A 23,375-nucleotide genomic window follows, 5' to 3' on the forward strand; every position below is an offset into this window, starting at 1 on the left:
TAGCCCAGCCGCAGCCGGCGCTGAAGCCTGCCCGCCTCAGCCCAGCGGCGGGCCGGGCGGCAGCGGGAAGCGCGAACGTGGCGAGCCGCCCCAGGCCGGCGCCGAGGTCTTGGGCGCGTGCGCCGCCGGATCGGCGAGGAAGGCTTCGATGTCCCGGGCGGTCTGGCGATAGAAGGCCGCGGTCAGCGGATCGGCGTCCTTGCGGGTCTTCAGGCCGGCGGCCAGGCCCGCGAGCTGGTCCAGCACATAGGCCCGGGCCTCCGGTGAGGCGTCGTCCGCCGCGCCCAGCATCATCATGGACTTCAAGGCCACGTCCTGGCTCACCCGCCGCAGCGCCTTGCCCTGGGCCGTCCCGTCGGCGGGCGCCTTCCAGGTGCGGGCCATCACCGCCTCGACCATCTGCGGGAAGGTGAGGGCGTCGTCCTGGCGGACGGCGAGGTCGACCATGCGCGCGGCGCGGTCCTTGGCGAACAGCGGCTCCAGCACCAGGGCCGCGCGGATGCGGGCGGCGCGCATGGCGTCGAAGGCCGCGTCCTCCGACAGGTCCTCCAGGGCGCCGCCGGGATCGGGGGTGAGCTGGGCCAGAAGCGCCGGCGGCAGCGCCAGGGCTTCCGGCTCCACCGCATCAAGGAGCTGGTTCAGCACCTGGCGCTGGGTCGCACCGGGAATGAACTCGGTGGGCGGCAGCTCCTCGCCCTTGACCACGATGTTGGTGAAGAGGCCGCCGACGTACTTCAGGCCGGATTCGATCGCCCAGCGGTCGTGCAGATAAGCCATCCACAGGCGCATGTCGCGCATGGCGCCCAGCGGCTCGCCTGGCTCGAGCATGGCCGGGCCGAAGCCGGCGAGCATGATCTTCCGGGCCGCCGCGGTCTCCGACAGGTACGCCTGCGGCGTGGCGCGGTCGTCGTACCAGGTCCAGCGGGGGTCGGTGGAGGGCACATAGATGACGCCGTGGCCGCGCATGTCCCTGATGACGCCGTCCAGCCCCGCAGCCTCGTTCTCCGGCGCGAAGGGCGTGTAGGCGTAGCGCACCATGAAGGTGTCGTAGGCGCCGATGGCCTTCTGGAACGACTCCGACAGGTCGAGCTTGCCGTCGACTACCTTCACCCGCGGCGTCGGGTACTCCATCACCGAGGCGCGGTCGTTGAGGCTGGAGGCGAAGTTGTGCCCAAAACCCTGGGCGTGGCCGAGTTCGTGGGCCGTGAGCAGGGCCTGGCGCAGGAGCACCATGTCCCGCTGGCCGGGCGCCATGCCGTCCAGCCCCGCCGGCGTCAGCAGGTTCGGGTCGGCGACGGTGATCGCCGATCCGTCGCCGGGCAGGCCGCCCATGTAGGCCTCGAAGTAGTTGGCGATGGTGCGGATGCGGTGGGAGTCCATCCGCGTCTTGGACCCCAGGATCTCGCCGGTGCGGGGGTCGCGGTAGGTGCCGCCCGAGGAGAAGCCGCGCTCGTCCCGCTCGATCCACAGGACATAGGCGTAGCGGATGTCCATGGGGTCCATGTCGGCCGGCGCGTCGCGGGCCTCGATGGCGTTCTTGAAGCCGGCGGCCTCATAGGCCTTGTTCCACCACAGCAGCCCCTCCTTCATCGCCTGGCGCAGGGGGGCGGGGATCGCCGGGTCGAAGTAGAAGACGATCGGCTTGACCGGTTCGGACAGGGCGGCGGCCGGGTCCTTCTTCTCCAGCCTCCAGCGGGTGATCCACTCGGTGGTCGGCGCGTCGTTGATCGGCTTGGAGAAGTCGCGGAATTTCAGCGCCGAGACGCCGATGCGCGGGTCGGCCGCCCGCGGGGTGTAGCCGGTGGGGGCCCTGAGGAACGAGTGGCGCACCTGCAGCGTCAGGTAGCGTGGATCGGGGGTGACGTTGCGCACCAGGGCGCCCGGGGCGTCGGCGACGTAGGTGACCTGGGTCTCGATCTCGGTGTTCTCGGGGAAGGCCTTCATCCGCGCTGGCTGGAAGGCGCTGCGGGCGGCGTCGAACTTGAAGGCGCCCTGGTTGGCCCGCTTCAGCGCGCTCTCGACGTTGGCCGCATCGCGCATGAACAGGGCGGTGGCGTCGACCACCACCTTCCCGCCGGTCTCCGATTCCACCGGCAGCGAGGCCAGGAGCGAGGTCGGGAACGAGGCTTCGACGTTGGCGGCGCGGGCCGCATCGCCCTTAGGGGCGCGATAGCCGAGGTTCTGCTCGACCACCAGCACCTTCTGGCCGACCCTCTGGAAGCGGATTACGGCGCTGTCGACGATGCCGCGGTCCAGGGGCAGCTCCACCGAGCCGCCGCCGCTGGACAGCGAGACGTAGTAGAGCACGTCCTCGTCGAAGACCGGGACCTCGATCAGCACGCGGCCGCGGGCCGCGTCCCAGGTGAAGGGGACGAAGCCCTCGGCCCGCGCCGGCGCGGGCTTGGCGGCCGCCGCGGGCGCAGCAGCCAGGGCAGGCGGCGCGACCGCCGCGGCGAGCGCCAGCGCCGAGGCGGCGCTGAGAGCCAGATTGCGAAATCCCCGTCGGCCAGTTCGCGTCATGGTCGGTCCCCCCGTTTCAGCGCGGTTTGAAATGAGGGGCCGCAAGGGCAGATCGCATCAATATCCGAAGTGATCGCGCGGCGTGACTTCGGATATCTGCAAAGACTCCGCTCAATCTGATGAATTTCGCTGCAGGCGGCGCCCGCCGCGCGCGACCGAGCCTAAGGGGTTTCGTTGAGCGTCCGCGCGCCGTCGGCGGCGCGGGCGAGCTGTACGAATTCGGCGCGCAGGCCGAACGGGTCCTCGCCCCGGGCGCCCTGGGCCAGGTCGATCACCTGCGCCCAGCCGAAGGCCGGATCGACCCAGGGATCGCCCCGCAGCTTCTGGCCGAAGCCGGCCACCGCCAGGGCCCACCGCGTGGCCTCCGGCGCGGTGGCCAGGCTTGGAAGCACGTCCGCCCGGGTGATCGGCCGCTCAATGAGGTGCGAGGCGCCCTCGCCCGGGCGCTTGTAGCGTATCTTCAGGTAGGCGAGTTCGCCGCTTGGCCCGGCCCTCGAGGCGGGGGACGAATAGCGCAGCGGGTCGCTCGACGGCCTCGCCCCGGCTGGGGTGATCTCGTAGAGCGCCGTCACCGAGGCGCCGGAGCCGACCTCTCCGGCGTCGACCCGGTCGTTGTTGAAGTCCTCGCGATTGAGCAGCCGCGTCTCATAGCCGATCAGGCGGTATTCGCTGACCTGGGCCGGGTTGAACTCCACCTGGATCTTCACGTCGTCGGCGATCGGAAAGAGGGAGCCGGCCAGGTCGTCGCGCAACAGCTTGCGCGCCTCCGCCAGGGTGTCGATGTAGGCGGCCGCTCCGTTGCCGTTCTGGGCCAGGACCTGCATCCGCGCGTCCTGATAGTTGCCGCGGCCGAAGCCGTAGACGGAGAGATAGACGCCGGTCTTGCGCTTGGCGGCGACGAAGTCCTCGAGCTTCTCGTCGTCGGTGACGCCGACGTTGAAGTCGCCGTCGGTCAGCAGGATCACCCGGTTCACTGCCTTGGGGTCGAAGTTCTGCCCCGCCAGGTCGTAGGCCAGCGCCAGGCCCTGTCCGCCCGCCGTGGAGCCGCCGGCCCGCAGGGCGCCGAGGGCGCAGCGCATCTTCAGCTTCTGGCGGCCGTCCGTCGGGGCGAGCACCGCCCCGGCCGAGCCGGCGTAGGCGACCATGGCCACCCGGTCCTGCGGGCGGAGCTGGTCGATCAGGATGTTCAGGGCCTTCTGCGCCAGCGGCAGGCGGTCGGGCCCCCACATCGAACCGGAGGTGTCGACCAGGAACACCAGGTTCAGCGGCGGCTGCTCGGCCCGGGGAATGTCGTAGCCTTGCAGCCCGATGTGCAGGATCTGGCGGTCCTTCGACCAGGGCGAGGGCACGACGGCGGCGTAGGTCGAGAAGGGCTGGCGCCGGTCCGTCGGGGGCGCATAGCCGTAGTCGAAATAGTTGACCAGTTCCTCCACCCGCACCGCGTCGCTCGGCGGCGCCTGGCCATCGTTCAGGAAGCGGCGGACGTTGGCGTAGGCGGCGGTGTCCACGTCGATGGAGAAGGTCGATACCGGGTCCTCGGCCGCGCGCTTGACCGGGTTCGGCGTGGCGTCGGGATAGCGTTCGGTCTCCACCCGCGGCGGGCCGCGACGGCGTGAGGCGGTGACGGTCACTTCCTGCGGCCCGGCCTTGAACTCTCCGATGCGGCCCTGGACCATAGGCGAAGCCATTGGCGGCGCGGGCGGCGGCGGGGCGGCCAGGCCGACGCGGGGCGAGCCGAAGCGGACCTCGGCCCCGGATGCGGCGGGAAAGCCCAGCCGCGCGCACGCCTCGGGCGTGACCTCGCCATCGAGTACGCCGGCCCGCGGCGCCGCTCCGGCTGGGGCGGAGGCGGCCGTCAGGGCGGCGAGCAGAACGACGGAAACACTGCGCAAGGCGATCGGCCTGGCCATGACGCGTTCACTCCCTGGGGCGTCCCTCACGCTGGAGCTTGGCGCACGATCTGGGGCGAAATGTGGACGCCTTCAGTCCTTCGGCGCATAGGCGGCGGCGATCTCGGGGCGCAGCGAGATCGAGGGCGCGAAGCTCGGGGTCACCCGCGCCTGCGTCGCCTGCTCGAAGGCGTATCCCAGGGACAGGAGCCGCCCGTCGCTCCACTTCGGCCCGATGAAGGACAGCCCCACCGGCAGGCCCGACACCGCCCCCATCGGCACGGTCAGGTGCGGATAGCCCGCCACCGCGGGCCAGGTGGAGGGTGATCCCAGCCAGCGGCCGCCGTTCACCGGATCGACCACCGAGGCGGGCCCGCCGGACGGGGCGACCAGGGCCTCCACCCCGGCCGCCGCCAGCACCCTGTCGAGGCCCTCGGGCCCCGCTAGCCGGCGGCCGCTGTCCAGCGCCTGCAGATACGTGGGGTCCGTAAGGCCGGGCGCGCCGGCGGCCTGCTCGAACACCTCCTGCCCGAACAGGACCGTCTCGCGGGGCTCGGCGGCGTTGAAGGCGATCAGGTCGGCCAGGCTGCGGGTCTTCACCTGCGGCGGGGTCGTGGCGAGATACGCGTCGACGCCGGCCTTGAACTCCGCCCCCAGGATGATGCGTTCGGCCTCGTCCACCGGGGTTTCGTCCGGCAGCTCGACCTCGACCAGAACCGCGCCGGCCGACTTCAGGGCCTCCAGGGCGCGGTCGAACAGGGCCTCCGTCTGCGGCGAGCGGCCCGCCAGGTAGCGCACCACGCCCAGCCGCGCGCCCTTCAGCGAGCCCGGTTCGAGGCCGGCGGCGAAGTCCGCCGCGTGGGCGTCCGCCTCGGCGGTGGCCGGATCGGCCGGATCGGTCCCGGCCATGGCCGTGAGCAGAAGGGCCGCGTCGGCCACGGTGCGGGCCATGGGCCCGGCGGTGTCCTGGCTGGCCGAGATCGGCACGACGTGGGTGCGCGAGACCAGGCCCACGGTGGGCTTCAGGCCCACGATCCCGTTCATCGCCGCCGGGCAGGTGACCGAGCCGTCGGTCTCGGTGCCGATCGCCGCCCAGGCGAGGCCCGCGGCCACCGCCGCCCCGGAACCGGAGCTGGATCCGCAGGCCGATCGGTCCAGCGCATGCGGGTTGCGGGTCAGCCCGCCCAGGCCGCTCCAGCCGCTGATCGAGCGCGTGGAGCGGAAATTGGCCCATTCGGACAGGTTCGACTTGCCCAGGATCACCACCCCCGCCCGGCGCAGCCGCGCGACGAGCGGCGCGTCCCGCCCGGTGACGTTGTCCTTCAGCGCCAGAGAGCCGGCCGTGGTCGGCATGCGGTCGGCGGTCTCGATGTTGTCCTTCACCAGGATGGAGAGGCCGTGCAGCGGCCCCTTCGCGCGGCCGGCCCGGCGCTCGGCGTCCCGGGCCGCGGCGTCCTTCAGGGCGTCGGGATTGAGCGAGAGCACGCTGTTCAGGCGCGGGCCCGCGCGGTCGATCTCGCCGATGCGGCGAAGGTAGGCCTCCGCCAGGGACCGCGAACTCGCCGTTCCCGCGGCCAGGGCCGCCTGCTGTTCCGCCGCGCTGGCCATCGCCAGGTCCTGCGCCGCCGCCGGCGCGGCGCCCAGCGCCATCACGATTGCTCCCGCCCAGGCTCTCAGCATCGGCCCCTCCCGTCCCGGGCCCATTGGAGACCGGCCGAGCGTCGAGGGGAAGCGGCAAGAGAGGGCGAAACCGCCGGCGCCGGAAATCCGGTCGTCGTCAGCCGGCCGCCGTACGGTCCAGGAGCGCGGCGAAGGCGGCGCGTGCCGCCTTGCGGGCGCCGGCGTCGTCCAGCATCCGCCGCGCGTCGCTGTGGCCGAGCACGAAGCTCTTCATCTGGAAGACGGCGAGGCCGGCCTCCTCCTCCGACAGCGGCGGCTCGCGCAGGGCCTGCATCTCGCGCACCAGGTTGCGCCGCCAGCGCTTCACCCGCGCTTGCAGCAGGTCGCGCATCGGCCCTGGCTGGTCATCCAGCTCGACGCTGGCGGCCATCAGCAGGCAACCGCCCTGGGCGTTCTCCACCTCGGTCCAGTCGATCCACCGGTCGAACACGGCCTCCAGCCTGGCCCGGCCCGGCGCCAGCGCTTCGGCGGGCGTCCAGACGAAGTCGACGAAGCGATCGAAAGTGCGATCCAGCGCCTCCAGCTCCATCGCCTCCTTGGAGTCGAAGTGCTTGAAAAGGCCGCTCTTGGACAGGCCCGCGGCCTCGGCCACGTCGTTCAGGCTGACCGCGCCGAACCCCTTCACCGCCGCCTGGCGGGCGGCTTCCTCGAGAATCCGCGCGCGCGTCGCATCGCCCTTGCGCATAGGCCCTCCCTTGAAAGAAGCGACCGACCGAGCTCGTCTGGCAAATGGTTACCGACCGTGCCCTTTTTACCCCTCTGGCGCCTCACCTGCAAATCCGGCCCATCCGCGCCCGCCCCGGCCGGCGGCGTTCAGGCGTTTACATAAGACAAGGCCCCCGCCGTGAGGCGGGGGCCTGGCTTTTCCGCTTGAGGGCGCGGTTGCGCGCTAGTGCTTCAGCGCGTCGCGGACGCCTTCCTTGAGCTCGCCGACGCCCTTCTGCAGCTTGCCCTCGGCCTTGTCGGCCTTGCCTTCGGCCTGAAGCTTCGGATCGTCGGTGACCTTGCCGGCCGCGTCCTTGACGGCGCCCTTGGCCTGTTTCGCCGTGCCTTCGACTTCGTCCTTGTGCATGCCTCGCTCCTTTTCCGGTGTTCGGCGGCCATCGACCGCCGTCTTCGGATAGGGCGACGCACAGACAGGCTTTTGGTTCCTAAGGCGGCGCTTGGCGCGACCGGCCGGCGTGGGGTCCCGGTCCGGCCGCGCCGCGCCTCCTCAGGCGGCTCAGAAGGCCTTTCGCACGGTGACGAAGGCCTGGCGGGGCGCGGCCGTCTGCAACGTCATGGCGTCGCCGGAGTAGCCGAAGCCGTTGGTGCCCATCGTCGAGACGTAGTCCTTGTCGAACAGGTTGGTGACGTTGAGCTGGACCTCCAGGTCCTTCATCCAGTCGTCCCGGTCGAAGCGGTAGCCGACGGACAGGTCCATGGTGACGGCCGGATCGACCGACTGGTCGTTGGTGTAGGTGTAGTAGCGCTCGGAGGTGTAGTGCGCCGAGAGCTTGCCGAACCAGGCGCCGTTGTCATAGGCGGCCTCGGTGTTGAACAGGTGCTTGGGCGTGTCGACCACCGTCTTGCCCGAGATCCGCTGGGTCACGACGCCGGCGGCGTTGACGATGTCGTCGTCGTACTGGGAGTCGTTGTAGGCGTAGGAGGCGAACAGCGACCAGTCCGAGCCCTCCGGCGTCCAGGTCGCCGCCGCCTCGAACCCCTTGGAGGTGACAGAGCCGGCGTTGGCCAGGATCGTCGGGTTGCCGACGATGCCGGCGCCCGCCGAGGTGCCGATCAGGCGGTCCTCGAACTTCACGTAGTAGGCCGCCACGACGCCCTGGATCGTGCCGGTGCGAAAGCGCCAGCCCGCTTCCACGGTCTTGGAGGTTTCCGGCTCCAGGGTGTTCTTGATGGCGTTGAAGCCCGCCTGGGTCGTCGCGAAGGGCGACAGCCCGGTGTGGGCGGCCCCGAACGCGCGCATGTTCTCGGTGTAGCCGCCGAAGAACTCGTTGTTCTCGTCCAGGCGGAAGTTCACGCCCACCTGCGGCAGGAAGCCGTTCTCGGAGGTGATCTCGCCGTTGATCACGTCGGTCCCGACCAGGGTGTCGGAGGTGCTTTCCACCCGCACGGCCTTGAAGCCGAAGTTCACCTTCAGGGCGTCGTTGATCGTCCAGACGTCCTGGATGAAGCCCTGGGTGGTCTTGGTGTTGAAGCCGTACTCCCACTGGGTGAAGAACGGATCGGAGAAGAAGTCGAGGTTGCCCTGCGGCGAGGCCAGGTCGAGCGCATAGAAGCGGCGGGCCTGGGTGAAGTCGTTGTCCTCGTACCAGCCGCCGAAGCTGATCACGTGGGCGCCGAGCGTCCAGTCGGCCTTAGCGACGACGCCGGTGCGGTCGATCTCATACTCGGTGGTGCGCACGGAGATCGGCGCGTTGTCGCTGGTGGCGCCGGCGACGCCGTAGTTCGGGGAGGGGACATAGGGCGTGTACCAGGTGCCCTGGCCCTCGTTGGTGTGGCCGTAGACCGTGGCGCTGGCGGCGAAGGTCTCGGTCAGCGGCCAGTCCACGGTGGCGCCCCACAGGTCGTCGTCCCGCAGGCCCGAGGCGTTGTAGTAGGCGTCGTCCACGCACTTGATCGGCGAGGGATAGGCGTTGGTGGTGCAGTCGCCCGCCGGGTTGGCCAGATAGATCTGCGCCACGGCGACGGCGAGGTCCCACTGGCCGGTGATGTTGTCCCAGCTCGAGCCCAGCCGCTCGATCATGCCCTGGGACAGGTCCTGGTAGTCGTTCTCGCGCCGGCGGGAGAGATTATAGAAGCCGGTCAGGGTGGCCGGGCCGATCGGCTGGACGAACTTGACGTCGAGCTGGCTCTGCTTCTGCTCGCCGTCGCCCTTCCACTTGTCGGCGTGCTGTTCGGCGTAGGTGATGTAGCCGCGACCGCCGCTCGGCAGGTCGCCGGTCTCGAAGCGGCCGACCAGGCGCCAGGTGTTGCTGGAGCCGCCGGTCGCCTGCAGCATCCCGCCCATCTCGTGCGAAGGATCGCGCGACAGGAACTTCAGCGTGCCGCCCAGGTTCGAGGTCGAGGCGGTGGCCAGCGAGCCCGCGCCCTGGGCCAGCTCCACCCCGCCCAGGTCCTCGTTGATGATCGCGCGGCTGATGTGCAGGCCGTTGAAGTTGCCGTAGCTCATGTCGCCCAGCGGCACGCCGTCGAGGGTGAAGCCGAGCTGGTTCTGGTTGAACCCGCGGATCGAGATCCGGGTCGACCACTCATAGGCGCCGAAGGGGTCGGAGGACTGGAAGTTCACCCCCGGCAGCTTCTCGACCAGCTTGATCGGGCTCGTGCCCGGGGCGGCGGTGGTGATCTCCTGCGGCGTGATGGCCTGGACCTGGCGGGACTCGCCCTGGCCGTAGACGACCAGTTCGGAGACTTCGGCGGCGTCGGCCGCCTCCGCCTCGGCGGCGCTCGCCTGGGCGGCGGAAATCATGAGCGCGCCGAACGCGGCGCCCAGCAGCAGATGGTGTTTCATGTCGATGATCCCCTGTGCGCCTTCACGGGCGCTATCGGCGAACGCCGCTATCAGGGACCTGCGACGGACATCTGATGGATTTGTTGCGCGTCGGCGTCGACGCCATGACGCTTGCGTGACGGCGCAAGCGCGCGGCGTCCCGGTGCGCCATTGCGCCTGGGCCGCGCGGCGGCTATCTCCGGCGCCGACTTCCCAAAACATCCTCAGGCGGGCGCGGACCATCCATGGCGCAGCAGTACATTTTCCAGATGCAGGGCCTGACCAAGGCCTATCCGGGCGGCAAGAAGGTGTTCGAGAACATCTGGCTGTCGTTCTACCCGGACGCCAAGATCGGCGTCGTCGGCGTCAACGGCTCGGGTAAGTCGACCCTGCTCAAGATCATGGCCGGCCTGGACACCGAGTTCTCCGGCGAGGCCCGCGCGGCCGACGGCACCAAGATGGGCTACCTGGAGCAGGAGCCCCAGCTCGACGACCAGCTGAACGTCTGGGGCAACGTGATCGCCTGGTGCGAGGAGAAGAAGATCTTCGACCAATACAACGAGGTCGCGGCCAAGCTGGGCGAGGACTACTCCGACGAGCTGATGGAGGAGATGACCGCCCTGCAGGAGAAGCTGGACGCCGGCGACCTGTGGGACATCGATTCCCGCATCGAGATGGCCATGGACGCCCTGCGCTGCCCGCCCAACGACTGGCAGGTGGAGAACCTCTCGGGCGGCGAGAAGCGGCGGGTCGCCCTGGCGCGGCTGCTCCTGTCCAAGCCCGACATGCTGCTGCTGGACGAGCCGACCAACCACCTGGACGCCGAATCGGTGGCCTGGCTGCAGCACCACCTGGAGCAGTTCCCCGGCTGCGTGATCCTGGTCACCCACGACCGCTACTTCCTGGACCAGGTCACCAAGTGGACCCTGGAGCTCGACCGCGGCAAGGGCATCCCCTACGAAGGCAACTATTCGGCCTGGCTGGAGCAGAAGGCCAAGCGCACCGCCCAGGAAGAGCGCGAAGAGGCCGGCAAGAAGCGCACCATCGAGCGCGAGCTGGAATGGGTGCGCTCCTCGCCCTCGGCGCGGCGCTCCAAGTCCAAGGCGCGCCTGGCGGCCTTCGACGAGCTGGTCAACCAGGCCGAACGGGCCAAGCAGACCTTCGCCCAGATCCAGATCCCGCCCGGCCCGCGCCTGGGCAGCGTGGTGATCGAGGCCGAGAACCTGGAAAAGGCCTACGGCGACAAGCTGCTGTTCAAGGACCTCGACTTCAAGCTGCCGCCGGGCGGCATCGTCGGCGTCATCGGGCCGAACGGGGCGGGCAAGTCCACGCTGTTCAAGATCATCACCGGCCAGGAACAGCCTGACGCCGGCTCGATCCGCCTGGGCGAGACCGTCAAGCTCGCCTACGTCGACCAGAGCCGCGACGCCCTGGATCCGAACAAGACCGTCTGGGAGGAGATCTCCGGCGGCCTCGACGTCATGAAGGTCGGCACGCGCGAAATCCCCAGCCGCGCCTACGTCGGCTCGTTCAACTTCAAGGGCGGCGACCAGCAGAAGAAGGTCGGCCTGCTGTCGGGCGGCGAGCGCAACCGCGTGCACCTGGCCAAGACTCTGGCCGACGGCGGCAACGTCATCCTGCTCGACGAACCGACCAACGACCTGGACGTGGAGACCCTGCAGGCGCTGGAAAGCGCCCTGGAGGACTTCCCCGGCTGCGCGGTGGTGATCAGCCACGACCGCTGGTTCCTGGACCGGCTGGCCACCCACATCCTCGCCTTCGAGGGCGACAGCCACGTCGAATGGTTCGAGGGCAACTTCGAAGCCTACGAAGAGGACAAGAAGCGCCGCCTGGGCGCCGACAGCCTCATCCCGCACCGGATCAAGTTCCAGAAGTTCGGCCGCTAAGCCGGGCTTTAGGAACCGGGCGCGCCTGGGTCGGTTCTTGGCGGACCCCCAAGTTCCGATGCGAGGAGAGCGTCCATGGAAAGCCAGGTTCTGCAAGGCCGTCGCGTGGCCGTGCTGGCCACCGACGGCGTCGAACAGATCGAGCTGACCAAGCCGGTCGAGGCCCTGAGGGCCGCCGGCGCCGTGGTGGAGATCGTCGCGCCCAAGGCCGGCGAGATCCAGGGCTTCAACCACCACGACAAGGCCGACCGCATCCGCGTCGACCGGCCCCTCGCCGAGGCCGAGGCCGGCGGCTACGACGCCATCGTTCTGCCCGGCGGGGTGATCAATCCCGACCAGCTGCGGCTGGAGCCCAAGGCGATCGACTTCGTCCGCACCTTCGCCCTCGCCGGCAAGCCGATCGCCGCCATCTGCCACGGCCCCTGGACCCTGATCGACGCCCGTGCGGTGCAGGGGCGCAAGATGACCTCCTGGCCCTCCCTGCAGACCGACCTGACCAACGCCGGCGCCCAGTGGGTCGACGAAGAGGTGGTGGTGGACCAGCAGCTCGTGACCTCTCGCAAGCCCGACGACCTGCCGGCCTTCTGCAAGAAGATGGTGGAGACCTTCGCCCAGCGGGCCGGCGCCCAATAGGCGGTCGCGGCCGCAAGGCCCGGCGGCCTCGACAGGGGCGGCGGGCGGCTGTAGGCGGACTCGATCCCCCTTCCGGAGACGACCGTGACCGAGCCCGCCGCGCCCCTCGTGCTGATCTCCCATCCCATGCTGCTGGCCGTGCAGCCGGCGCTTGAGGCGCAGGGCTGGCTGGTCGGCCGCCGCTGGGAGCTCGCCGACGAGGACCGCGGCCGCGTCCGCGTCATCGTGCACGCCGGCGAGGTCGCCCTGCCGCCGGACTTCCTGCAGACCTTGCCCAACCTCGGCCTCATCGCCTGCGTCAGCGTCGGCTACGACGGCGTGGACGTGCCCTGGTGCCGCGCCCACGGGATCGAGGTCAGCCACGCCGAAGGGCTGAACGCCGAGGACGTCGCCGACCACGCGGTGGGCCTGCTGATCGCCTCCTGGCGAGAGATCGTCGCCGGCGACCGCATGGTTCGCGAGGGCGGCTGGGGCCCCTCCCAGCGCATGGCTCCGCGGCCCGGCCTGCGCGGCCGCAAGGTGGGGATCGTCGGCCTAGGCCACATCGGCGCGGCGGTGGCCAGCCGGGTGGAAGCCTTCGGCATGAGCGTCGCCTGGTGGGGGCCGCGGCACAAGCCCGCCCCCTGGCCGCGGGCGCAGAGCCTGCTCGAACTGGCGGGCGACGCCGACATCCTGGTGGTGGCCTGCCGCGCGGACGCGTCCAACCGCGGCCTGGTCTCGGCCGAGGTGATCGAGGCGGTCGGGCCGCGGGGCCTGATCGTCAACGTCGCCCGCGGCTCGCTGATCGACGAAGACGCCCTGATCGCGGCCCTCAAGGATCGCCGCCTGGGCCGCGCCGCCCTGGACGTCTTCGCCACCGAGCCCACGCCGGCCGCCCGCTGGGCCGACGTGCCCGGCGTGGTGCTGACCCCGCACTCGGCAGGCGGCACGATCGAGTCCATTCCGCGCATGGTCGCCCAGGCCCTGGACAACATCGAGCGCTTCCTGGCCGGCCAGCCGCTGGCCAGCCCCGTGCCCGACTGAGCCGCCCCTACGGCGTGATCCGATAGATCGCGTTCTCCACGTCGGAGGTCACATAGATCGCCCCGGAGGGCGCCACGTCCAGTCCGCCGGCCAGGACGGCGGGGGAGGTGACCTGTCCGACCGGCAGCCCCTCGGCGATCACGGTCCTCCGGCCGCTCGCGGGGTCCACCGCGACCACGGCGCGGGCGCCGGTCTCCAGCACGATCAGCCGCCCGTCCGCCGCCACGGCCACCGCCTTCGGCGCCTTCAGGCCCTCGGCGACGACCGTCTTGGCGCCGTCCGCCAGGGCGATGCGGGTGATCCGCCCGGCGCCGGTCTCGGCCACGTAGACGCTCTGCTCCGGACCGGCGGCCAGGCCCCCGGGGGCGAGGAGGCCGGACGCCAGGACGGCGCGGGCCTCCCCGTCCACCTTCACCAGGTTTCCGCTGGCGAGTTCGGCGACGACCAGGGCCCCGCCCGGCAGCTCCAGGGCGTCGGTCGGCGCCTTGAAGCCGTGCAGCACCTTCAGCGGCGCCTGTCCGTCGTGGATCATCACCGAGCCGGCGGCGCTGCTCGCCAGCACCGCCCGGCCGCCGGCGCCGATGGAGACGCCGGTGGGGTACTCCAGGGGCTCGTCCTTGGCGTGGACCCGGCGCAGGTCCGACACCTTCCCGCTCGCCGCGTCCACCTCGCGCAGGGCGAAGACGTCGGCCACCACCACGACCTCGCGCCCGTTCGCCACCTTGACGGCGACGTCGGCGGGGAAGGCGAGGGGGCCGCGCATCACCTGGCGCACGGCGCCGGTCGCCAGATCCACCTCCTGCAAGCCGTTGTCGGCCATGTTGGAGACGATCGTGCGGTCGTCGGGCCCGATGGTGAAGTTGTCGAGGGAGCTGGAGAGCTGGGCCACCCGGGTCCGCGCGCCGCTCGCGGGGTCGATCCGCAAGAGCTCGCCGGTGGCGCTGTCGATCACGTACAGCCGGTCGCGGCTGTCGAACTTGACCGAGGCGGGCGTGGCCAGCCCTTCGGCCACAACCACGCTCTCCCCGGTGTCCGGATTGATCTTCACCACCTGGCCCTTGAACCAGACCGGGCCGTAGAGCCAGCCGTCCGGGCCGGGTGCGAAGGAATTGAACCCGCCGATGTCCTTGGCGATCAGCCGGCGCGGCTTGATCCCCTTGGGGTCCAGCTCCCACAGGGCGTCGCCGCCGAACACCTGGCTGGCGAACAGCCGCGCGCCGTCGCGGCTGAAGGCGATGGCGTTGACGCTGACCAGGTCGGGGTCGAGCCTGGTGACCGGCCCCTCGCCGATGCGCGAATAGACGACGTTCTCGGAGATCGCGGTCCAGACCACCTGGCCGCCCGGGCCGAAAGCCATGTCGTCGGCCATGCCCTGGGGCGGTCCCACCCACACCTCGGCGGTCCCCTTGTCCGGATCGACGCGATAGAGGCTCTGCCCCGCCACGCTGCCGGCCAGCAGCACGCCGCCGGGGCCGAAGCGCACCCCGTGCACCCCATGGAACGCCGAGGGCGGTGTGATCCGCTCCACCTCCGCCGCCAGGGCGGGCGCCGCCGTCCAGGCCAGGGTCGCCCCGCAGGCGAGCGCCTTCCATGTTGCCATCTCACATCCTCCCAAGGCCTATTCTTGTTCCAAGGACCCTCGGGCCGTGCGCCTGCGGAGTCAAAGGCCAAGGCGAAGCCGAAAACGGGGAGACGACGATGGCGGGTGATCTGGACTGGGTGTCGGCCGGGGAGCTGGCGGACATGCTGGCCGCCGGAAAGGTCAGCGCGCTCGAGGCGTTCGACGCGGCGGTGGCGCGTATCGAGGCGCGGGACGGCCCGCTCAACGCCGTGGTGGTCCGCGACTTCGACCGCGCCCTGGACCAGGCCAAGGCGGCCGATGCGGCCCTGGCGCGGGGCGAGCGCAGGCCGCTGCTCGGCGTGCCCATGACGGTCAAGGAATCTCACAACGTGGCCGGCCTGCCGACCACCTGGGGCTTCGAGGGCGCCCGCGGCTTCGTCGCCGACGCCGATTCCGTCGGCGTGGCGCGGCTGAAGGCGGCCGGGGCGGTGATCCTGGGCAAGACCAACATCCCCGTCGCCCTCGCCGACTGGCAGAGCGTCAATCCGATCTACGGGCGCACCCGCAATCCCTGGAACCTGGAGCGCAGCCCCGGCGGCTCCTCCGGCGGCGCGGCGGCGGCCCTGGCCTCGGGGATGGTCCACCTGGAGTTCGGCTCCGACATCGGCGGCTCGGTGCGGGTGCCGGCCGCTTTCTGCGGCGTGTTCGGCCACAAGCCCACCTACGGGATCATCCCGGCCCGGGGCCACGCCCCGCCGGGCCTGGACGGCGCCGACGTCGAACTGGGCGTGGTCGGCCCCCTGGCGCGCACCGCCGCCGACCTGGACCTGGCCATGGACGTGCTGGCCGGCCCTGCGCCGGACGCCGCGGTCGGCTGGCGCCTGGCCCTGCCGCCCGCGAGGGGTGAGCGCCTCTCCGACTATCGGGTGATGGTGCTGGCCGCGCATCCGGCCGCGCCGCTGGACGCGCAGGTCGCCGCCGCCCTGGAGCGCCTGGCCGGGCGGCTGGAAGCGGCGGGGGCAAGGCTCGTCCGCTCGGTCCCGGGCCTGCCCGACCTCGCCGCCGCCCATCAGGCCTACGGCGAGATGCTGGGGGCGGCCATGTCCCGCGGCGCCCCCGGCGCACAGTCCATCTCCGCACACGCCTGGATGGACCTGATCGACGCGCAGACCGCGATCCGCCGCGCCTGGGCCGAGGTCTTCGGCCAGGTGGACGTGGTGCTGGCCCCCACCTTCGGCGTCCTGCCCTATCCCCACGACGACGCGCCCTTCAACGAGCGCACCCACATGATCAACGGCCAGGTGTCGGCCTACGGCGCCCAGCTCGCCTGGCCCGGCATGGCGACCATGGCCAACCTGCCGTCCACCTCCGCCCCGATGGGTTTCAGCGCCGAGGGCCTGCCGATCGGCGTGCAGGTCATCGGGCCCTATCTGGAAGACCGCACCAGCATCGGCTTCGCCCGGCTGATGGAGCGCGAGTTCGGCGGGTTCACGCCGCCGCCGGGCTACTAGGGGGCCAATATCGCCGCGCCGGGCCCGCCGCGGCGCGCTATAGGGCGGCCATGTCCGATCCGATCCGAATCTGGCTGGCCGCCGACCACCACGCCGCCTTCCGCTGCGGCGGCTGGGCCTTCGTGCGCCAGGCGGCCGGCGCGGCCAGCGGCGCGGCCGGCGGCGACCGCCACGTCACCGCCGAGCGCAACGAACTGGCGGGTCTCGCCGCGGCGCTGGCCGACCTGCCGCCGGGGCCCCTGGAGATCCACACCGCCAGCCCCCGCCTCCTTTCGGCCGGCGCCGCCATCGCCGGGACCGCCGCCGGCGAGGACGCCCCCGCCGAGGACCTCGACCTTTGGGCCCGGATCGCCACCGCCGCCCGCGGCCGCGCCGTGCGCCTGGTCCGAGCCGATCCTGCGCCGAAGACCCCGGCCGCCTTCGCCGCCGCCTGGGCCGACCTCGCCCGCGACCGCGCCAAGGCCAAGGGCCCCTTCACCGCCCCGATCCCCAAGCCGAACCTGGCCAAGGCGTGGGGCGGGTAGGGCGCGGTTCCCCTCTCGCGCGACCTTGACATAACCATATAAAGATATCTTTATGTCCGCCATGGCGATGAGCGCTGAACAGGCGGTGGAGGTGTTGCGCGCGGCGGGCGAGCCGACGCGCCTGCGCATCCTGGCGCTCCTTGCGCGCGAGGAGCTGGCGGTGCTGGAGCTGTGCCGCGTCCTCGACCAGAGCCAGCCGCGGGTGTCGCGCCATCTGAAGCTGCTCGCCGAGGCCGGGCTTGTCGAGCGATTCCCCGACGGGGCCTGGGTGTTCTACCGCCTGTTGTCGGGGCGCGAGGGCGGGGCGCTGGTCGCCCAGGCCCTGGCCCTGATCGACCCGGCCGACCCGGTGATCGCCCGCGACGGCGAGCGGCTGGGCGCCGTGCGCGCCGAGCGCGAGTCCGAAGCCCTGGAGTATTTCGCCCGCAACGCCGCCCGCTGGGACGAGATCCGCTCGCTCTACGTCTCCGAGGCTGATGTCGAGGCCGCGATCCTTGCCGCCGCCGGCCCCGGCCCCTTCCGCCGGATGATCGACCTGGGCACCGGCGCGGGGCGCATGCTCACCTTGCTCGGCCCCCACGCCGAGCGGGCGCTGGGCCTGGACCTGTCGCAGCAGATGCTGAACATCGCCCGCAGCCGCGTCGCGCGGGCGGGGCTGGCCGGCTGCGAGTTGCGCCACGGCGACATCTTCGGCACCGGCCTGCCCGGGGAGAGCGCCGACCTCGTGGTCGTCCATCAGGTGCTGCACTACCTGGGCGATCCGGCCGCGGCCCTGAAGGAGGCCGGGCGTCTGGTGGCCGAGGGCGGACGTCTGCTGATCGTCGATTTCGCCCCCCACGCCCTGGAGTTCCTGCGCGAACAGCACCAGCACCGGCGCCTCGGCTTCTCCGAGGCCGAGATGGACCGATGGCTGGCCGAGGCCGGCCTCGCCGAGGTGTCCGCCGTGGAATTGCCGCCCGCCCGCGAGGCCGGGCTCACCGTCAAGATCTGGACCGCGGTCAGGCCGACCGCGCGTCAAAGGAGCGCCGCATGAAGCCCGTCGTCCCCGAACCGGAGCGCGCCAGCGCCCTCGGCCCCGTGGCCCGCGCGGGCGCCGGCCTGGGCCCGCGGCCGAAGATCTCCTTCGAGTTCTCCCCGCCCAAGACCCCGGTCGCCGAAGAGAACCTGTGGGAAGCCATCCGCCGCCTGGAGCCGCTGAACCCCGACTTCGTCTCGGTGACCTACGGCGCCGGCGGGTCCACCCGCGACCGGACCCACCGCACCGTCACCCGGATGCTGAAGGAGACGCGGCTGAAGCCCGCCGCCCACCTGACCTGCGTGGAGGCCAGCCGCGCCGAGGTGGACGAGGTCGTCCGCGGCTACTGGGACGCGGGCATCCGCCACATCGTGGCCCTGCGCGGCGATCCCCCGGGCCAGATCGGCGGGGTCTACACCCCCCGGCCCGACGGCTACCTGAACGCCACCGAGCTGACCGCCGGCATCCGCGCCATCGCTCCGTTCGAGGTGAGCGTCAGCCTCTATCCGCAGAAGCACCCCGAGAGCCCGTCGCTGGACCACGACATCGACGTCCTGAAGGCCAAGGTCGACGCCGGCGCGACGCGGGCGATCACCCAGTTCTTCTACGACATCGACGCCTTCCTGCGCTTCATGGACAAGGTCCGCGCGGCGGGGGTGACCATCCCGATCTCTCCCGGGATCATGCCGGTGTCCAACTTCAAGGGGCTGAAGAAGATGGCCGAGCCCGTGGGCATCCCCCTGCCGGCCTGGCTGGGCAACCTGTTCGAGGGTCTGGACGAGGACCCGGAGACCCGCCGTATGATCGCCGCCTCCGTCGCCGCCGAGATGTGCGTGCGCCTGGCCGAGGAAGGCTATTCGGACTTCCATTTCTACACCCTGAACCGGGCCGACCTCGTCTATGCGATCTGCCGCGTGCTGGGCGTGCGGGAGGTCGCCGCGTGACCCGCGCCAGCGCTTTCGCCGTCCTGGCCGCCCTCGCCGTGGCGGCGCCCGCCGCCGCCCAGCCGGCCGCCTGGAGCGCGCCGACCGAGCCGTTCCAGATCGCCGACGGCCTCTACTACGTGGGCACCCAGGGCATCTCGGTGTTCCTCATCACCACGCCCGAGGGCCACATCCTGGTGGACGGCGCCATGCCGACCAGCGCGCCGCTGATCGAAGCCTCGATCCGCAAGCTCGGCTTCGAGCCCGGGGACGTGAAGATCCTGCTCAACACCCACGCCCATTTCGACCACGCCGCGGGCCTGGCCGAGCTCAAGCGCGACACCGGCGCGATCCTGGCCGCCATGGCCCAGGACAAGCTCGCCCTGGAGTCCGGCAAGTACATCGGCTCCGAGGAGGTCGCGGCCTTCGACTTCGCCCCGGTCGCGGTCGACCGCGTGCTGAAGGACGGCGAGGTCGTGGAACTGGGCGGGGTGAAGCTGACGGCCCACCTCACCCCGGGCCACACGGCCGGCTGCACCACCTGGACCTTCCCGGTGACGGTCGAGGGCCGGACGCGCCAGGCGATGATCTACTGCTCCACCTCGGTGGCGGCCAACCGCCTGGTCTCCAAGGCCAAGGGGCCCCAGTACCCGGGCGTCGTCGCCGACTACGAGGCAAGCTTCGCCAGGCTGAAGGCGCTGAAGGCCGACGTCTTCCTGGCCCCCCACGCCGAACAGTTCGGCCTGGCCGCCAAGCGCGCGGCCCTGGCCGCCGGCGCCCCCAACCCATTCGTCGATCCCGGCGAGCTTGCGACCGTCGTGGCCGCCTCGGAAGCCGACTTCCGCAAACAGCTCGCCCGCCAAGAGGAGGCTGCGAAATGACCAAGGTCCAGCCCGGCCGCGCCGAGCGCATCGCCAAGCTGAAGGCGATCTCCAAGGAGCGCATTCTGATCCTCGACGGCTCCTGGGGGGTGATGATCCAGAAGCGCGGCCTGTCCGAGGCCGACTACCGCGGGGAGCGCTTCAAGGACCACGCCGTCCAGCTCAAGGGGAACAATGACCTCCTGTGCCTGACCCGGCCGGACATCATCGCCGACCTGCACGGCCAGTACTACGCCGCCGGCGCCGACATCTCCGAGACCAACACCTTCTCGGCCACCTCCATCGCCCAGGCCGATTACGAGATGCAGGCCGCCGTGCGCGACATCAATCTGGAGGGCGCGCGCATCGCCCGCCGGGTGGCCGACGAGTGGACGGCCAAGGAGCCGGACAAGCCGCGCTTCGTCGCCGGCTCCATGGGCCCGCTCAACGTGATGCTGTCGATGAGTTCGGACGTGAACGACCCGGGCGCGCGCAAGGTCACCTTCGACCAGGTGTACGAGGCCTACCGCGAGCAGGTGCAGGCCCTGCACGAGGGCGGCGTCGACATGTTCCTGATCGAGACCATCACCGACACCCTGAACTGCAAGGCCGCCATCAAGGCGATCCTGGACCTGCAGGACGAGGGTTACGAGCCGCTGCCGATCTGGATCTCCGGCACCATCACCGACCGCTCCGGCCGCACCCTGTCCGGCCAGACGGTGGAAGCGTTCTGGAACTCGGTGCGCCACGCCAGGCCCTTCGCCGTGGGCCTGAACTGCGCCCTGGGCGCCGAGCTGATGCGCCCGCACATCGCCGAGCTGTCGCGGATCGCCGACACCCTGGTCTCGGCCTATCCCAACGCCGGCCTGCCGAACGCCATGGGCGAGTACGACGAGACCCCGGACCAGACCGGCCACATGCTGCACGACTGGGCGGCCGACGGCATCGTCAACATCCTGGGCGGCTGCTGCGGCACCACGCCGGACCACATCCGCCACGTCGCCGACGAGGTGAAGGGCATGAAGCCGCGGCAGATTCCGGAGCGACCCGCGGCCATGCGCCTGGCCGGGCTGGAGCCGTTCGAGCTGGCGTGACCGCCAGCCGGGCGACAGAGCGGCGATGAAGACCTAGAAAGGCCTGACTGAGGCTGGATCCCCGCCCGTGCGGGGACGAGCGGGATTCCCAATGCGACCGACCTTCATCAACATCGGCGAGCGGACCAACGTCACCGGCTCGGCGAAATTCCGCAAGCTGATCGCCGAGGGCGACTATCCGGCCGCCCTGTCGGTCGCCCGCCAGCAGGTGGAGGCCGGCGCGGCCGTCATCGACGTCAACATGGACGAGGGCCTGCTGGATTCGGTCCAGGCGATGAGGACCTTCCTCAACCTGGTCGCCGCCGAGCCGGACATCGCCCGCGTGCCGGTGATGATCGATTCCTCCAAGTGGGAGGTGATCGAGGCGGGCCTGCAGACCGTGCAGGGCAAGGCGATCGTCAACTCCATCAGCCTGAAGGAGGGCGAGGCCAAGTTCATCGAACAGGCCAAGGCCTGCCTTCGCTACGGCGCGGCCGTGGTCGTCATGGCCTTCGACGAGCAGGGCCAGGCCGACACCGCCGAGCGCAAGATCGAGATCTGCACCCGCGCCTATCGCGTGCTGGTCGACAAGGTGGGCTTCCCGCCCGAGGACATCATCTTCGACCCCAACATCTTCGCGGTGGCGACGGGGATCGAGGAGCACGACAACTACGCCGTCGACTTCATCGAAGCGACCCGAGTCATCAAGCGGACCCTGCCGCACGCGCGGGTGTCCGGCGGCGTCTCCAACGTCTCCTTCAGCTTCCGCGGCAACGAGCCGGTACGCCGGGCGATCCACTCGGTGTTCCTCTACCACGCCATCGCCGCGGGCATGGACATGGGCATCGTCAACGCCGGGGACCTGCCGGTCTACGACGAGATCGAGCCGGAGCTGCGCGAGGCGGTGGAGGACGTGATCCTGAACCGCCCGCCGCGGGGCAACGTCACCAACACCGAGCGGCTGGTCGAGCTTGCGCCCAAGTACAAGGGCGAGAAGGGCCAGGCCAAGGTGGTCAACCTCGCCTGGCGCGACGCGCCGGTGGCCGAGCGCCTGACCCACGCCCTGGTGCATGGCGTCACCGATTACATCGAGGCCGACGTGGAGGAGGCGCGCCTGGCGGCCGAGCGCCCGCTGCACGTCATCGAGGGTCCGCTGATGGACGGCATGAACGTCGTCGGCGACCTGTTCGGCTCGGGCAAGATGTTCCTGCCCCAGGTGGTCAAGTCCGCCCGCGTGATGAAGCAGGCCGTGGCCTACCTTATGCCCTTCATGGAGGCCGAGAAGCAGGGCGGGCGCGAAGCCGCCGGCAAGATCCTGATGGCCACCGTCAAGGGCGACGTCCACGACATCGGCAAGAACATCGTCGGCGTGGTCTTGCAGTGCAACAACTACGAGGTCATCGACCTCGGCGTCATGGTCCCGGCCGACCGCATCCTGGACGAGGCCAAGGCCCACGGCGTGGACATCATCGGGCTCTCGGGCCTGATCACCCCCTCCCTCGACGAGATGGTGTTCGTCGCCGCCGAGATGGAGCGGCGGGGCTTCGACATCCCCCTCCTGATCGGCGGCGCCACCACCTCCAAGACCCACACGGCGGTGAAGATCGAACCGGCCTACAAGGCCGGCTCCACCACCTACGTCCTCGACGCCAGCCGCGCGGTGGGCGTGGTCTCGGGCCTGCTGTCGCGCTCGGAGCGCGATCGGATCCAGGCCGAGACGCGGGCCGAGTACGCGCGGGTGCGCGAGCAGTTCTCCCGCGGCCAGGGCTCGCGCGCGCGGGCCAGCCTGGAAGACGCCCGCGACAACGCCTTCACGCCCGACTGGTCGGCTTATGAGCCGCCCCGGCCCACGTTCCTGGGCCTGAAGACCTTCGCCCCCTACGACCTGGCCGAGCTCGCCCGGCACATCGATTGGACGCCGTTCTTCGCCAGTTGGGAGCTGGTCGGCCGCTTCCCGGCGATCCTGGAGGACGACGTGGTGGGCGAGGCGGCCCGCGACCTCTATCGCGACGCCCAGGCGATGCTGGAAAAGATCGTCTCCGAGAAGTGGTTCGAGGCGCGCGGCGTCGTCGGCTTCTGGCCGGCCAACGCCGAGGGCGACGACATCGTCCTTTGGACCGACGAGCAGCGGATGACCGAGCTGACGCGGCTGCACACCCTGCGCCAGCAGATGGCCAAGGGCGAGGGCGGGCGGGCCAACGTGGCCCTGGCCGACTTCGTGGCGCCGGTCGACACCCGGCCGGACTGGGTCGGCGGCTTCGCCGTCACCGCGGGCCACGGAGAGCTCGAGGTCGCCCGGCGGTTCAAGGAGGCCGGCGACGACTATTCGGCGATCCTCGCCACGGCCCTGGCCGACCGCCTGGCCGAAGCCTTCGCCGAGGCCCTGCACCGCAAGGTCCGCACCGAGCTTTGGGGCTATGCGCCGGACGAGCCGTTCGACCTGGACGCCCTGATCGGCGAGACCTATCGCGGCATCCGGCCCGCGCCCGGCTATCCGGCCCAGCCCGACCACACCGAAAAGGCGACGCTGTTCCGCCTGCTCGAGGCGGAGAAGCGCGCCGGCATGGCCCTGACCGAAAGCTTCGCCATGACCCCGCCGGCCAGCGTGTCGGGCCTCTACTTCTCCCATCCCGAGGCGCACTATTTCGGCGTCGGCCGGATCGGAAAGGACCAGGTCGAGGACTACGCCCGCCGCAAGGGCTGGGACGTCAAGACCGCCGAGCGCTGGCTCGCGCCGATCCTCAGTTACGAGCCGGCCTGAACGGG

General features: G+C 70.9%; 17 protein-coding genes. 10 read left to right on the top strand and 7 right to left on the bottom strand.

Going from position 1 to position 23,375, the window contains the following annotated elements; translation table 11 throughout:
• Positions 1-36: 36 nt before the first annotated feature.
• From ACK4YQ_RS06740 to ACK4YQ_RS06765, 6 genes are all read right to left on the bottom strand, one after another.
• Positions 37-2,520, bottom strand: coding sequence for a zinc-dependent metalloprotease (locus ACK4YQ_RS06740; protein ID WP_409609628.1), 2,484 nt, complete (start codon positions 2,518-2,520; stop codon positions 37-39).
• Positions 2,521-2,681: 161 nt separating this feature from the next.
• Positions 2,682-4,430, bottom strand: coding sequence for a vWA domain-containing protein (locus tag ACK4YQ_RS06745; protein ID WP_409609630.1), 1,749 nt, complete (start codon positions 4,428-4,430; stop codon positions 2,682-2,684).
• A gap of 72 nt (positions 4,431-4,502) precedes the next feature.
• On the bottom strand, positions 4,503-6,089 hold the full coding sequence (locus tag ACK4YQ_RS06750; protein ID WP_409609632.1) for an amidase: 1,587 nt from the start codon (positions 6,087-6,089) through the stop codon (positions 4,503-4,505).
• Positions 6,090-6,186: 97 nt separating this feature from the next.
• Positions 6,187-6,774 carry a TetR/AcrR family transcriptional regulator gene (locus tag ACK4YQ_RS06755; RefSeq protein WP_409609634.1) on the bottom strand — a complete coding sequence of 196 codons (588 nt, stop codon included), beginning with the start codon at positions 6,772-6,774 and terminating at the stop codon, positions 6,187-6,189.
• 204 nt (positions 6,775-6,978) lie between these two features.
• The gene (locus ACK4YQ_RS06760) at positions 6,979-7,161 is read right to left on the bottom strand and encodes a CsbD family protein (RefSeq protein ID WP_409609636.1); all 183 of its coding nucleotides are present in this window, start codon (positions 7,159-7,161) and stop codon (positions 6,979-6,981) included.
• A gap of 150 nt (positions 7,162-7,311) precedes the next feature.
• Complete coding sequence (locus ACK4YQ_RS06765) at positions 7,312-9,600, bottom strand: TonB-dependent receptor (protein WP_409609638.1); 2,289 nt, start codon at positions 9,598-9,600, stop codon at positions 7,312-7,314.
• 224 nt (positions 9,601-9,824) lie between these two features.
• On the opposite strand from ACK4YQ_RS06765, the gene ettA reads away from it, so the two are divergent.
• The 3 genes from ettA to ACK4YQ_RS06780 all read left to right on the top strand — a co-directional run bounded on the left by ettA (position 9,825) and on the right by ACK4YQ_RS06780 (position 13,142).
• Entirely contained in the window at positions 9,825-11,486 is a 1,662-nt protein-coding gene (gene ettA, locus ACK4YQ_RS06770) for an energy-dependent translational throttle protein EttA (RefSeq protein WP_409609640.1), read from the top strand.
• A gap of 75 nt (positions 11,487-11,561) precedes the next feature.
• Positions 11,562-12,119, top strand: a complete 558-nt coding sequence (locus ACK4YQ_RS06775) for a type 1 glutamine amidotransferase domain-containing protein (RefSeq protein WP_409609642.1) — start codon at positions 11,562-11,564, stop codon at positions 12,117-12,119.
• Positions 12,120-12,245: 126 nt separating this feature from the next.
• Positions 12,246-13,142, top strand: a complete 897-nt coding sequence (locus tag ACK4YQ_RS06780) for a 2-hydroxyacid dehydrogenase (RefSeq protein WP_409610668.1) — start codon at positions 12,246-12,248, stop codon at positions 13,140-13,142.
• Between the two features lie 7 nt (positions 13,143-13,149).
• Here ACK4YQ_RS06780 and ACK4YQ_RS06785 read toward each other — a convergent pair whose 3' ends face one another.
• Entirely contained in the window at positions 13,150-14,742 is a 1,593-nt protein-coding gene (locus ACK4YQ_RS06785; protein ID WP_409609644.1) for a hypothetical protein, read from the bottom strand.
• A gap of 98 nt (positions 14,743-14,840) precedes the next feature.
• On the opposite strand from ACK4YQ_RS06785, the gene ACK4YQ_RS06790 reads away from it, so the two are divergent.
• From ACK4YQ_RS06790 to metH, 7 genes are all read left to right on the top strand, one after another.
• A complete protein-coding gene (locus ACK4YQ_RS06790) occupies positions 14,841-16,214 on the top strand; it encodes an amidase family protein (RefSeq protein WP_409609646.1) in 1,374 nt (457 codons plus the stop codon).
• 50 nt (positions 16,215-16,264) lie between these two features.
• Positions 16,265-16,738, top strand: coding sequence for a ribonuclease H (locus ACK4YQ_RS06795; RefSeq protein WP_409609648.1), 474 nt, complete (start codon positions 16,265-16,267; stop codon positions 16,736-16,738).
• Between the two features lie 61 nt (positions 16,739-16,799).
• Entirely contained in the window at positions 16,800-17,771 is a 972-nt protein-coding gene (locus tag ACK4YQ_RS06800) for an ArsR/SmtB family transcription factor (protein WP_409610670.1), read from the top strand.
• Complete coding sequence (gene metF, locus ACK4YQ_RS06805; RefSeq protein ID WP_409609650.1) at positions 17,768-18,697, top strand: methylenetetrahydrofolate reductase [NAD(P)H]; 930 nt, start codon at positions 17,768-17,770, stop codon at positions 18,695-18,697. Before ACK4YQ_RS06800 ends, metF begins: the two co-directional genes overlap by 4 nt.
• Positions 18,694-19,557 carry a subclass B3 metallo-beta-lactamase gene (gene bla / locus ACK4YQ_RS06810; protein ID WP_409609652.1) on the top strand — a complete coding sequence of 288 codons (864 nt, stop codon included), beginning with the start codon at positions 18,694-18,696 and terminating at the stop codon, positions 19,555-19,557. Before metF ends, bla begins: the two co-directional genes overlap by 4 nt.
• Entirely contained in the window at positions 19,554-20,630 is a 1,077-nt protein-coding gene (locus ACK4YQ_RS06815; protein ID WP_409609654.1) for a homocysteine S-methyltransferase family protein, read from the top strand. Before bla ends, ACK4YQ_RS06815 begins: the two co-directional genes overlap by 4 nt.
• A gap of 91 nt (positions 20,631-20,721) precedes the next feature.
• Positions 20,722-23,370, top strand: a complete 2,649-nt coding sequence (gene metH / locus ACK4YQ_RS06820; RefSeq protein ID WP_409609656.1) for a methionine synthase — start codon at positions 20,722-20,724, stop codon at positions 23,368-23,370.
• Positions 23,371-23,375: the final 5 nt, after the last annotated feature.

Source organism: Phenylobacterium sp., from assembly GCF_046291545.1.
In the GTDB taxonomy this organism is placed as follows: Bacteria; Pseudomonadota; Alphaproteobacteria; order Caulobacterales; family Caulobacteraceae; genus Phenylobacterium.

Excerpts from the sequence above, each read along its gene's own strand:
- ACK4YQ_RS06795 (WP_409609648.1), top strand. The coding sequence starts at position 16,265 with ATGTCCGATCCGATCCGAATCTGGCTGGCCGCCGACCACCACGCCGCC.
- ACK4YQ_RS06765 (WP_409609638.1), bottom strand. The coding sequence starts at position 9,600 with ATGAAACACCATCTGCTGCTGGGCGCCGCGTTCGGCGCGCTCATGATT.
- metF (WP_409609650.1), top strand. The coding sequence starts at position 17,768 with ATGAAGCCCGTCGTCCCCGAACCGGAGCGCGCCAGCGCCCTCGGCCCC.
- ACK4YQ_RS06760 (WP_409609636.1), bottom strand. The coding sequence starts at position 7,161 with ATGCACAAGGACGAAGTCGAAGGCACGGCGAAACAGGCCAAGGGCGCC.
- ettA (WP_409609640.1), top strand. The coding sequence starts at position 9,825 with ATGGCGCAGCAGTACATTTTCCAGATGCAGGGCCTGACCAAGGCCTAT.
- ACK4YQ_RS06740 (WP_409609628.1), bottom strand. The coding sequence starts at position 2,520 with ATGACGCGAACTGGCCGACGGGGATTTCGCAATCTGGCTCTCAGCGCC.
- ACK4YQ_RS06780 (WP_409610668.1), top strand. The coding sequence starts at position 12,246 with ATGCTGCTGGCCGTGCAGCCGGCGCTTGAGGCGCAGGGCTGGCTGGTC.
- ACK4YQ_RS06785 (WP_409609644.1), bottom strand. The coding sequence starts at position 14,742 with ATGGCAACATGGAAGGCGCTCGCCTGCGGGGCGACCCTGGCCTGGACG.
- ACK4YQ_RS06750 (WP_409609632.1), bottom strand. The coding sequence starts at position 6,089 with ATGCTGAGAGCCTGGGCGGGAGCAATCGTGATGGCGCTGGGCGCCGCG.
- ACK4YQ_RS06800 (WP_409610670.1), top strand. The coding sequence starts at position 16,800 with ATGGCGATGAGCGCTGAACAGGCGGTGGAGGTGTTGCGCGCGGCGGGC.
- metH (WP_409609656.1), top strand. The coding sequence starts at position 20,722 with ATGCGACCGACCTTCATCAACATCGGCGAGCGGACCAACGTCACCGGC.
- ACK4YQ_RS06755 (WP_409609634.1), bottom strand. The coding sequence starts at position 6,774 with ATGCGCAAGGGCGATGCGACGCGCGCGCGGATTCTCGAGGAAGCCGCC.
- ACK4YQ_RS06745 (WP_409609630.1), bottom strand. The coding sequence starts at position 4,430 with ATGGCCAGGCCGATCGCCTTGCGCAGTGTTTCCGTCGTTCTGCTCGCC.
- ACK4YQ_RS06775 (WP_409609642.1), top strand. The coding sequence starts at position 11,562 with ATGGAAAGCCAGGTTCTGCAAGGCCGTCGCGTGGCCGTGCTGGCCACC.
- ACK4YQ_RS06790 (WP_409609646.1), top strand. The coding sequence starts at position 14,841 with ATGGCGGGTGATCTGGACTGGGTGTCGGCCGGGGAGCTGGCGGACATG.
- ACK4YQ_RS06815 (WP_409609654.1), top strand. The coding sequence starts at position 19,554 with ATGACCAAGGTCCAGCCCGGCCGCGCCGAGCGCATCGCCAAGCTGAAG.